General features: G+C 70.9%; 11 protein-coding genes. 4 read left to right on the forward strand and 7 right to left on the reverse strand.

Annotated elements, in window-relative coordinates:
• The 3 genes from FNH04_RS31815 to FNH04_RS31825 form a co-directional block, all read right to left on the reverse strand.
• A partial coding sequence (locus FNH04_RS31815) for a polyprenol monophosphomannose synthase (protein WP_322724407.1) occupies nt 1-752 on the reverse strand: 752 nt, incomplete at its 3' end.
• Nucleotides 753-1,340: 588 nt separating this feature from the next.
• Nucleotides 1,341-2,945 carry an amidohydrolase gene (locus FNH04_RS31820; RefSeq protein WP_152789284.1) on the reverse strand — a complete coding sequence of 535 codons (1,605 nt, stop codon included), beginning with the start codon at nt 2,943-2,945 and terminating at the stop codon, nt 1,341-1,343.
• Nucleotides 2,946-3,052: 107 nt separating this feature from the next.
• Nucleotides 3,053-3,493, reverse strand: a complete 441-nt coding sequence (locus FNH04_RS31825; protein ID WP_152789286.1) for an Lrp/AsnC family transcriptional regulator — start codon at nt 3,491-3,493, stop codon at nt 3,053-3,055.
• A 269-nt stretch (nt 3,494-3,762) separates the two neighbouring features.
• Here FNH04_RS31825 and FNH04_RS31830 point away from each other — a divergent pair, with 269 nt between their 5' ends.
• Together FNH04_RS31830 and FNH04_RS49510 are read left to right on the forward strand one after the other, a co-directional pair.
• Nucleotides 3,763-4,218, forward strand: a complete 456-nt coding sequence (locus FNH04_RS31830; protein ID WP_152789288.1) for a hypothetical protein — start codon at nt 3,763-3,765, stop codon at nt 4,216-4,218.
• Between the two features lie 364 nt (nt 4,219-4,582).
• Nucleotides 4,583-4,843 (forward strand): hypothetical protein, encoded by a 261-nt coding sequence (locus tag FNH04_RS49510; RefSeq protein ID WP_152789289.1) that lies wholly within the window; start codon nt 4,583-4,585, stop codon nt 4,841-4,843.
• Here the strand turns inward: FNH04_RS49510 and FNH04_RS31840 are convergent.
• A complete protein-coding gene (locus FNH04_RS31840) occupies nt 4,806-5,978 on the reverse strand; it encodes an acyl-CoA dehydrogenase family protein (RefSeq protein ID WP_152789291.1) in 1,173 nt (390 codons plus the stop codon). The genes FNH04_RS49510 and FNH04_RS31840 overlap by 38 nt on opposite strands.
• 351 nt (nt 5,979-6,329) lie before the next feature.
• On the opposite strand from FNH04_RS31840, the gene FNH04_RS31845 reads away from it, so the two are divergent.
• On the forward strand, nt 6,330-7,559 hold the full coding sequence (locus FNH04_RS31845; protein WP_152789293.1) for a glycoside hydrolase family 18 protein: 1,230 nt from the start codon (nt 6,330-6,332) through the stop codon (nt 7,557-7,559).
• Nucleotides 7,560-7,613: 54 nt separating this feature from the next.
• Here FNH04_RS31845 and FNH04_RS31850 read toward each other — a convergent pair whose 3' ends face one another.
• From FNH04_RS31850 to FNH04_RS31860, 3 genes are all read right to left on the reverse strand, one after another.
• Nucleotides 7,614-8,273, reverse strand: coding sequence for a TetR/AcrR family transcriptional regulator (locus FNH04_RS31850; RefSeq protein ID WP_152789296.1), 660 nt, complete (start codon nt 8,271-8,273; stop codon nt 7,614-7,616).
• A 128-nt stretch (nt 8,274-8,401) separates the two neighbouring features.
• Complete coding sequence (locus FNH04_RS31855; RefSeq protein ID WP_152789298.1) at nt 8,402-8,542, reverse strand: SCO1431 family membrane protein; 141 nt, start codon at nt 8,540-8,542, stop codon at nt 8,402-8,404.
• Between the two features lie 171 nt (nt 8,543-8,713).
• A complete protein-coding gene (locus FNH04_RS31860; protein ID WP_152789300.1) occupies nt 8,714-10,105 on the reverse strand; it encodes a peptidase C39 family protein in 1,392 nt (463 codons plus the stop codon).
• Between the two features lie 408 nt (nt 10,106-10,513).
• On the opposite strand from FNH04_RS31860, the gene FNH04_RS31865 reads away from it, so the two are divergent.
• A partial coding sequence (locus tag FNH04_RS31865; RefSeq protein ID WP_322724412.1) for a uridine kinase family protein occupies nt 10,514-10,948 on the forward strand: 435 nt, incomplete at its 3' end.

The following is a 10,948-nucleotide window of genomic DNA, read 5'->3' on the forward strand; positions in this document are numbered from 1 at the left end:
CCCACACCCCACGCCGTGACCCGCCACAGCGCCTCCACCAGGATGTCCCGGCTCATCTTGGAGTCACCGAGCTCCCGCTCGACGAAGGTGATGGGCACCTCCACCACGTGGTACCCCGCCCTGATCGCACGGCGGGCGAGGTCGACCTGGAAGCAGTACCCCTGGGAGGCGACCTCGTCGAGGCCGAGGCCTTCGAGGGTCTCGCGGCGGAAGGCGCGGTAGCCACCGGTGACGTCACGGATCGGCACATCGAGCAGGACGCGCGAGTAGAGACTGCCGCCACGGGAGATGAACTCCCGGGACCTGGGCCAGTTCACCACCCGCCCGCCCGGCACCCATCTGGAGCCGAGAACCAGATCGGCACCCTTGAGCGCGGTGAGCAGACGAGGAAGCTCCTCGGGCTGGTGGGACCCGTCGGCGTCCATCTCGATCAGTACGCCGTAGCCGTGCTCCATCCCCCAGCGGAAGCCCGCGAGGTAGGCGGCCCCGAGCCCCTCCTTGCCCTTGCGGTGCAACACCTGGACATGGTCGTCCTCGGCGGCCAGCTCGTCCGCGAGCTTGCCCGTGCCGTCGGGGCTGTTGTCGTCGGCCACGAGAACGTGCGCCTCGGGGACGGCCTTCCGCACCCGGCCCACGATCGTCCTGACGTTCTCCGCCTCGTTGTAGGTGGGGATGATCACCAAGGCCGTGCCGAGCGGACCGAACTGCCTCTGCTGGGCTCCTGCCGCGAGGGTCCCGTCGCCGTCGTTCACTAGTGCCCCTTCATGTCCGTACGCAAGGGACCACCATAGTGGCCCCGGCCTGCACCGACGTATCGGCGCATACACACGGGGATGTGGATTCGCGAGAGCCGGTTGCGCGTGCGCCCCGAACATCCGGTGCGCTGACCGGCGCGCACCGCCGTGCCTCCATCATGCGCCGCCGGGATCCGCGCTGCCGCTGCGGGATCGGGGCCCGGCACCCTTCGGGCCGACCTGGGACCCGCTGGCTGCGAATCGACCGAAAGCCGTTGTCTACTGAGCGTCCGGGCCCCACCCGGGTCACACCAAGCCGACAGACTGAACGTTCCTCGCCGGGACTCCGACGCTGGGCCTGGCTCCCAGTAGTGGTGCGCCGGCGCGGCACACCACCCCTGACCCAGCGGCGTCCCGACGACCGCGCGGAAGTTCCCCGGTCGGACGTCCGGTGGTGGACCCGAGCGAACCTACCCGCCCCCCGCCGTCAACTGTCAACTGCCCTTCGACCTGCGGGTTTTCCTTCAAAGTCCAGGTCAGACGGAGGATACGCAGGTCGCACGACAGGGCTACGGGCACCGATCGGAGCCGTGCCGCCCCGGGAGATCACTCGCCCGGCCGTACGAACACCGTCCGTCCACCCACGACGGTGCGCAGACAGACGGGCAGGCCGGTGCCAGGGCTCAGATCGGGCAGGCCAGGGGTGCCGGAGCGCGGGTCGGTGGACCAGCGGGCCACCCGGTCGTCGGGGGCCTGGACGACGAGTTCTCCCGTGCGCCAGACGGCGTAGTCCGCGGGCGCGCCCGGGACCAGGACACCCGCGTCGTCCCGCCCGATCGCCCGCCACCCGCCCCGCGTGTGCGCCGTGAACGCGGCGCGCACGGACACCCGGTGCTCCGGCGTCCGGTGGAAGGCGGCAGCACGGACCGTGCCCCACGGGTCGAGGGGCGTGACCGGACTGTCGGAACCGAAGGCGAGGGGGACCCCGGCGCGCAGCAGCGCCGCGAACGGGTTGAGCGCACGGGCCCGTCCGGCACCCAGGCGCTGGGCGTACATGCCGTCCTCGCCACCCCACAGCGCGTCGAAGGCGGGTTGGACCGAGGCGGTGAGGCCGAGTTCGGCGAAGGCCGCGATGGTGTCGGGGGTGAGCATCTCGGCGTGCTCGACGCGGTGCCGGGCGGCCCGGACACGAGCGAGGCCGACCTTCTCGGCGGCGGCACGCACGCCCTCGACCACGGTGGTCACGGCGGCGTCCCCGATGGCGTGGAAGCCCGCCTGGAGGCCCGCCTCGGTGCACGCGACGACATGGGCGGCGACGGCCGCGGCGTCCAGGTAGGCGGTGCCGGTGTGGCCGGCGTCGGCGTACGGCTCGCGCAGGCACGCGGTGTGCGAGCCGAGCGCGCCGTCCACGAAGAGGTCGCCCGCGGCGCCGATCGCCCCCAGGCCACGCGCCTTCTCGATGTCCCGCTCGGCCCAGTAGCCCACGACACGGGGGCCGGGCTCCTCGGCGGCCAGCCGCAGCAGCCCGGTGAAGTCGTCCTCGGAGGAGATGTCCGGGCCGGCGCACTCGTGGACGGAGCCGATGCCCAGCGAGGCGGCGTGGGTGAGCGCGGCGCGCTGCGCCTCGGTGCGCTGGGCGGGGCTGATGGCGGCCAGCGCGGTGGCGCGTACGGCGTGGTGGTCGTCGCGGGTGAGCGGACCGTCCACGAAACCGTTGCTCCCGGGAACCATGTCGAGCAGTGCGGTCGTGACGACGGCCGAGTGCACGTCGATCCGGCTCAGATACAGGGGACGGCCGCCCGTGGCCGCGTCGAGCTCGGCACGCGTCGGGGGCCTGCCACCGGGCCAGCGGGCCGCGTCCCAGCCATGGCCGATGAGCACACGGTCGTGCGCACGGGCGGCCGCGAACTCGCGTACGAGAGCGAGGGCGTCCTCCAGTGAGGGCGCGCCGGACAGATCGAGCCCGGTGAGTGCCAGTCCGGTGGCCGTGGTGTGCACATGTGCGTCGGTGAACGCGGGGGTGACGAGGGCGCCGTCGAGGTCGATCACCTCGCCGACTCCCTCGGCGAAGGCGTCGGCTGCTCCCTCGGAGCCGACCCAGGCGATCTGGCCGCGTTCCACGACCATCGCGGTGGCGAACGGGTCGGCAGGGCTGTGGACTTCTCCACCGCGCAGCAGCACGGTGTCCGGCGGGGCGGTGCGCTCACTCATGGGGAACAGTCTCGCGCCTCAGGGGCGGCGTCCGGAGCGCGGGGCGCCGGATCCGCGACCTCGCGCGCGGGGCGCCCTCTACGACCCCGCGCGGGGCCCAAGGCGAGTCAGATACGAGGCGGCCGCGCCTCGTACGGTGTCGACAGCACCACGGTCGTACGCGTCGACACCCCTGCCAGGGCCCGCAGCCGCGCCAGCAGCTCCTCCAGTTCGTGCGGGGTGGCCACGCGGACCTTGAGGATGTAGTTCTCGTCGCCCGCGACGCTGTGGCACGCCTCGATCTCCGGGACGCCGGCGAGGCGTTCGGCGATGTCGTCGGGGGCGCTGGGGTCGAACGGCTTCACCGAGATGAACGCGGTCAGGGGCAGCCCGACCGCCTCCGGGTCGACGACCGCGGCATAACCGCGGATGACGCCGCGCTGCTCCAGCCGGCGCACCCGCTGGTGCACGGCGGACGTGGACAGGCCCGTGGCCTTGCCCAGGTCCGTGTAGCTCATCCGCCCGTCCTCGACGAGCAGCTGCACGATCTGTCGGTCCAGCTCCTCCATGGCGCAAGAACCTACAGTGCGGTTGATCACCTCGGATAGCTGAGCGGCACAGGTCACACCCGGTTCGTGATGTGGCCGAGAGCTCACTGTGAGCCGCCCGGGTGACAGGACCGGCACATGGGGCACCTGCGACTGGCATGTGACGAATGCCACAGCGCTCGAACAGGGTTCGTGATGTCGTCGTGATTACCGCCGAGACGGGACGGGAAGTGCTTGCTGTGGTCGAGGCCGCAGCGCCTTCACGGCCCAGCCCGAGGGGGAGTAACCCAATGCAGAGTCTTAAGCGCCCTGGTCGTACCGCACCCAAGCGCCTCCAGCCGGTCGTCGAGCCCGAGCCGGAGGGCGTCGAACCCGACGACGAGCCCGACGCGTACGACGCCTTCGAGATGTACCGGGTGATCTGCCCGGACTGCGCCCAGCCCATCGCGCTCCTCGCGGACGAGGAGATCCTGCCGGAGCACGCGCTGTGCGCCTCACCGTGGAACCCGTTCGGGCTCACGGTCTGTGCCGGTACGGGGCGCCCCGCGGCCGACGCCCGGTCCGCAGACGAGTCCGTGGGTCTCCAGGAGCAGGACACCGCCCTCCTGTTGACGCTCCCGCAGACGATCGACTGGCGGATGCAGCCCTTCTCGCACGTCGGTGGTCCCGGCTCGCGCCCGATCCGGGTGCCGGTGATGGGCCGTCCCGCCGCTCAGCGCCAGGCCACGCACCGCCAGGCCGCCTGAATCCAGGGCTGTTCGGCCCGCTCCTCGCCTTGCGACTGCCCCGCGCCACGGTGGGCACACACCGCCGTGGTGCGGGATCAGTGCGTCCGGGGCCCTGGCACTCCTCCGCGAGGAACTCGGCCTCGTCCGGCGGCACTTGTCGCGCAGGGAGACGAACAGCGCACGGAGGCCGCCTTGCGGCCGCCCCGCCCCTCGCCTCCTCGTCGCTCGCCGCGTGCGGCGCCGACGCCACTCCCCCGCACCTCACCGCGAGGTACGTACGGCGTGTCGTCGGGTCACCGGATGCCCCGTACGAGGCCGCCGTGAACACACAGCCGATTCCCGGAACCGGTGACCGGTCCGCCCGCCTCCGCGTTGCCCCGGTATGACCCCCACTTACTCCGCGACCGGGCGTCACCGCCAGCTCTTCGTCCCGGCCCCGGCAGAATCGATTCCCCGACGACGCGCGCAGGACCCGCCCATCTACCGAGCCCTGCTGCGGATCTGGGCGGACCGGGGACGCACGCTGCCGGGGCGCCACGACCCGGAGTGGGTCCGGCTGGCGGCGCCCCCGGCCGTCCTCGGACGGCTCGGCACGGGTGCCCCGTTCAGCGGGACTCGGGACCCGCGAGGTGACGGGCGATGACCATCCGCTGGATCTGATTGGTGCCCTCGACGATCTGCAGCATCTTGGCCTCGCGCATGTAGCGCTCGACCGGGAAGTCCGCCGTATAGCCGTACCCGCCGAAGATCTGGACGGCGTCCGTGGTGACCTTCATCGCGGTGTCGGTGCAGTGCAGTTTCGCCATGGCCGCCTGCTTGGCGAACGGGCGGCCGGCGTCCCGAAGCCGCGCCGCGGCCAGATAGAGCGCCCGGCCCGCCTCGATCTGCGTCGCCATGTCCGCGAGTATGAAGCGCAGCCCCTGGAAATCGGCGATCGGCCGCCCGAACTGCTGCCGCCCGATGGCGTACGCGACCGCTTCGTCGAGGGCCGCCTGCGCCAGGCCGATCGCGCAGGCCGCGATACCGAGCCGCCCCGAGTCGAGCGCGGACAGAGCGATCGCGAAGCCCTGTCCCTCGTCACCGAGGCGCCGGTCGTCGGAGATCCGCACCCCGTCGAAGTGGACCTGCGCGGTGGGCGAGCCCTTCATGCCCATCTTCTTCTCGGGTGCCGCGGCGCTCAGCCCCTCGGCGTCACCGGGGACCAGGAAGGCAGTGATCCCCCGGGCACCCTCGCCGCCCGTACGCGCCATGACCGTGCAGAAGTCGGCGATACCACCGTGCGTGATCCAGGCCTTGGTGCCCGTGATCACCCAGTCGTCGCCCTCGCGTACGGCCTTGGTGCGCAGCGAGGCCGCGTCCGAACCCGAGGACGGCTCGGAGAGGCAGTACGCGCCGAGCAGGCCGCCGCCGAGCATCGCGGGCAGGTGTTCGACCTGCTGCTGCTTGGTGCCGTACTGGGCGAGCGCGTGGCAGGACAGGGAGTGGACGCTGACGCCGAGACCGACCGTGAGCCGGGCCGCGGCGAGCTCCTCGAGAACCTGGAGGTACACCTCGTACGGCTGGTCACCGCCGCCGTACTCGGAGTCGTAGGGCAGGCCGAGCAGTCCCGACTCGGAGAGGAGGACGAAGAGCTCGCGCGGAAAGCGGCCGGCGTCCTCCTCCTCGGCCGCATGGGGGGCGATCTCCCGCTGGGCGATATCACGGACGAGCGAGATCAGATCCCGGGCCTCGTCCGTCGGCAGCTGCCGGTCCACCGGCTGCGGGGCGCGGTCGGGCATGGCGACACTCTCCTCCCTGTCGGGCACTGCGGCGGACGCGCACCAGGGGTGGGAGGCGCCACCGGGTCTCACTGGCCACGGCCGTGGTCCGCTCTCCCGGGTCACGGAAGTCGCTGATCAGCGGCTCTGGCGGTGGGAGTATGCCCGCTCCGCCAAGGCCAGTCACTAGTTAACGACCGTTTATCAGGCCCATTGAACCACAGTGGCCGATCGATCCAATTGGTACGAACCATTGACGCTACTGGTCTAGTCCATCTACCTTTCCCGGCAACGCAATTCCGCGTTCATGCCACTCGGCACAGCAGGTCCAGGCACCATCCCTTTCCCAAGCTCCCTCTCTCCGGAGTAACGATGCTCAGACCCCACCGCACCCCTGCCCGCTCCCGGATGCCGATAGCGGTCGCATGCTCCGCCGCCCTCGCGGCCGGACTCCTGGCCGGAGCCGGCACCGCGACCGCCAAGCCGGCGAAGCCCGGCCCCAAGGCAGGCTCCAAGGTCGTCGGCTACTTCATCGACTGGGGGATCTACGGCCGCAATTACTACGTCAAGAACATCGAGACATCCGGTTCGGCGGACAAGCTCACCCACATCAACTACGCCTTCGGTAACGTCGTCGACGGCAAGTGCGCGATGGGCGACCCGTGGGCGGACACCGACCGGCCGCACAGCGCGGAGGAGTCCGTGGACGGCGTCGCCGACACCGCGGACCAGCCGCTCGCCGGCAGTTTCAACCAGCTGCGCAAGCTCAAGGAGCTGCACCCGGACCTCAAGGTCATCTGGTCGTTCGGCGGCTGGACCTGGTCCGGCGGATTCGGCGAGGCGGCGAAGGACCCGAAGGCCTTCGCCGAGTCCTGTTACAACCTGGTCGAGAACTCCAAGTGGGCGGATGTCTTCGACGGCATCGACATCGACTGGGAGTACCCCAACGCCTGTGGCCTCACCTGTGACACCAGCGGCAGGAAGGCCTTCAAGGACCTGATGGGGGCGCTGCGCGAGCGGTTCGGCAAGCGCCAGCTGGTCACCGCGGCCATCACGGCCGACGCCTCGCCCGGCGGCAGGATCGACGCGGCGGACTACGCAGGCGCGGCGAAGTACGTCGACTGGTACAACCCGATGACGTACGACTACTTCGGCGCCTGGGACGCGACCACGGCCCCGCACTCGCCGCTGTACCCGTACCCCGGCATCGCGAACCCGGTGTTCAACGCCTCGTCGACCATCGCGAAGCTCAAGAGCCTCGGCATTCCGTCCTCCAAGCTGCTGCTCGGCCTCGGCTTCTACGGGCGCGGCTGGACCGGCGTCACCCAGTCGGAGCCCGGCGGCACCGCCACGGGCGCCGCGCCGGGCACGTACGAGGCCGGCTACGAGGACTACAAGGTGCTCAAGACCAAGTGCCCGGCGAACGGCACGGTGGGTGGCACGGCCTACGCCAAGTGCGGGGACGAGTGGTGGAGCTATGACACCCCGGAGACCGTCAAGGGGAAGATGAAGTACAAGAACGCGCAGGGCCTGGGCGGCACCTTCTTCTGGGAGCTCAGCGGTGACACCCCGGACGGCGAGCTGATCAAGGCGATCAACTAGCAACCGGCGTACGACACTTCGGGGCGGGGGCGCGGCGGCTCCCGCCCCGAGGTGTCAGATGCCCTGGCGGGCGTCCGGTGGGGCCACGTACTGGGAGTCCAGTTCCTCTATGACGCGCATCGTGCCGCCCAGTGTCCTCACCAGGAGCTCGCACATGGCGTCGCGGGACAGGACGGGGTGGTCGATCCAGTCGAGGGTGGTGCCCTCGACACTGCACACCCAGCCGAGAAGGCCCATGCGGGGCAGCGGTGCGATGTCGCGCCGGCCGTAGGCGCCCTCCGCGATGGTCGCGACGATCGCCTCGCGCACGCCGTCCCGGATGGCATGCACCTGGGTGTCGAAGCCGACGCCTCCGCTGACGATCGTGCGGTAGGCGGCCTGGTTGTCCTGGGCGTAGCGGAGATAGCAGTCGATGGTGCGGTGCACCCGCTCCACCGGCGGCAGTTCGAGGCCGCTCGCCGCGAGCGTGACGAGGTCGGCCACCGAGTCCTCGACGATGGCGAGGTAGTAGCCGCGCTTGGACTTGAAGTAGTAGTAGATCAGCCCCTTGGCGACATGTGCCTGCCGTGCGATGTCGTCCATCGACAGCGCGTCGTAGGAAGTGTCGGCGAACAACTTCCGTCCGATGGCGATGAGTTCGGCACGGCGGGCGAGGGAGCGGTCAGTACCGCGCGTCCTCGGACGCCCGACCGCGCGCTGTTGACTACCGTTCAATTTCTGCCCAAGTCTCCAGCGGCCAGCGGGACATGGGCAGTATGGCAGACCGGTATCACCTGCCTGTTCGACACTGATCGCCACTCGCCGACCGGGACGGGGCACGCGCGGGAGCGGAAACCGCCGGTTCAGAGCAGGCCGAGCCGGGTGACCAGCATCGCCAGCACCATGACGAGGATCCAGCCCGCTATGTGCTCGACGATCTTGGGACCGTCACCCTTGGGGCCGCCGGTGCGGACGCGGGCGGCGATGGCTGAGGCTGCACTCATGGCTTCTCGCTGGTGTCGGCGCGGTCGGTGGACTCCCCCCACCGTTCTGTCCACCACCTTGCCACCGGGGGCGGCGGTCGCCGCCGAGACGTTGCTCACACGCAGGACCCCCGGCGGACCGGGGGCCCTGCTGTGCGGGGACGGATTCGGCTGTGCCGGTACGGGCGCGGGTCAGCGCACCCCCACCGCCGCGAGGGCCCTGCGCTGCCGGGCGGTCGGGTACGCCGGGAAGTACAGGTAGCAGACGCCACCGGTGCCGGAGACGACCTTGCCGGAGGCGTTGTACCGCTTGGTCCTGAGCCAGATGTTCTCGAACTCGCGCCGCTTGTAGACCCGGCGCACCGCCTCGTTGGTCGGGGAGAACGGGTCGTTGGCGATCACGTCGCCGTCGGCCGTGAAGCCGATCACGGTCATCAGATGGCCCGCCGTGCCGTACCCCGCTCCGGTCAGCTCGGTGATGAGGAACGACTGGGACGTAATGACCGGGATACCCGCCGCGATCAGCGTCTCCAGGTCGGTGAGCGAAGCGAGCCGGGTCACCACGCCCTGGAAGTCCCGGTACGTGGCGGCGTACGCGGCGTTGAAGGGCCAGTTGCCGCAGCCCGCGTACTGGTAGTCGTACGTGAAGCGGGCCGCGTGGCACACCTGCGGGTCGGCGTAGTCGGGGTTGACCCAGGCCAGGTCCTCGGCGGCGGGTTCGCGCCCCCAGAACTCTATGATCATCTGCGAGGAGGTGGGGCTGCACCAGGCCTCGCCGCCGTTGTCGTACTCGGGGTACTGCCCCTTGTGGGTCTCCTGGGAGTAGCGCGGGACGTTCAGTTCCCTCGCGAGTCCGGGGGCGGACGCCGGGACGTCGAAGCGGTCGGGAATGTCGGAGCCCATCGCGCCGAGCCGCCAGACGGTGGGCGTGAGCCTCGTGCCGGGCTTGCGGAAGAGGGTGAGCCGCAGCTGGTACGAGACGAGCCGCAGGCCCGAGGCGGGGTCGTCGACGGCGAAGGTGTCCGTCCAGATGCTGCTCTTGCCGTCGCTCTGGTCGTCGACGGAGGTGCGCCTGATGTCCTGGTCACCGGCCGCCCACCGCCCCATCACGTACCAGGGCGTGTCCGTCCCGTCGGAGTACGTGCCCTTCAGTTCGATCTGGAGCCAGGTGCCGGCCGGGGTGCGGGCGTTCCAGGAGGCGATGACCTCGGTCGAGGGGACGGCGAGCCGGTGGACGGGGGACGTCCACGTCGCGTACTCCCAGGCGGAGGTCGTGCCGGTGTGCGGGTCCGTGTAGTCGACGGTGCCGGCGGGTGCGGCGATCTCCAGGCCGGGCCGTTTTCCTCCCACCGCGCGCGTTCCCTTCGCGCTGCCTCCGCGCCAGTCGGCATACGAGATCCAGGCATGGTTGTCCACGAGTGGGGCCGGTGCTTTCACGGGGAGGGCGGGAGCCTTCGCTGGAAGGTCCCCGGCGGTTGCGGGGCGGTGCGCCGGGGCGGCCTCGGCCGGGCCGGCTGCTCCCACCGCGGCCGCCGCGGCGGCGGCCAGGACGACTCTGCGGGACGGCTGTGGTGCTCTGGTCATGAGCGGGTGACCCCCAGTGGTCCGGAAGCACGGTTCAGACGACGATGTGCGCCAACTATGGCCGCCGGAAGCCGACTTCTGCCAGCACCACGGGCCCGCGGCGCCCTCCAACATTGGTCGGGACCACTGGCACGGGTGGCGGGCGGCGGCCCCGGGCCTGTGGGCCGGGGGAAGGCCGGCGGCGGACGCCGGCGGGGAAGGCCGACGGTGATGCCGGATGGTTGCGTTTCCGGTTGCGCTTCCGAATGGGCGTGCTTCCGAACGGTTGCGCTTCCGAATGGGCGTGCTTCCGAATGGGCTCGCTTCCGAACGGTTGCGTTTCCGAACGGTTCCGCCGTCGTCCGTGACGTCCACGTCCGCAGTAGAGTCGGCGCCCCAGCACCTCACCGCACACCCCGGGAAATCGCCATTCACGACCTCGCCACCCGACTGAGCCGGCTGTCGGCCTCCTGCGGCCCGGTCCGTCTGATCGGCGTCGACGGGCACGCGGGCTCCGGAAAGTCGACCTTCGCCGGGCGGTTGGCCGCCGCGCTGGATGGCGCTCCCGTACTGCATCTGGACGACATCGCCACCCACGAGGAACTGTTCACCTGGACCCGCCGGCTGCTGCACCAGGTGATCGAACCGCTCAGCCGCGGCGAGACCGCCCACTACCTCCCCTACGACTGGCGCGCGCGGGCCTTCGGCCCCGCCCGTCCCCTGCCTCCGGCACCGGTCGTCCTCGTCGAGGGGGTGGGGGCGGGCCGCCGCGTACTGCGGCCGTATCTGGCGCGGCTGCTGTGGATGGAGGTGCCGGCTGAGGAGGCATGGGCGCGGGGGCGCTCGCGGGACGGGGAGGAGCAG

Origin of the sequence: Streptomyces phyllanthi (assembly GCF_009377205.1) — a bacterium.
Lineage (GTDB): Bacteria > Actinomycetota > Actinomycetes > Streptomycetales > Streptomycetaceae > Streptomyces > Streptomyces phyllanthi.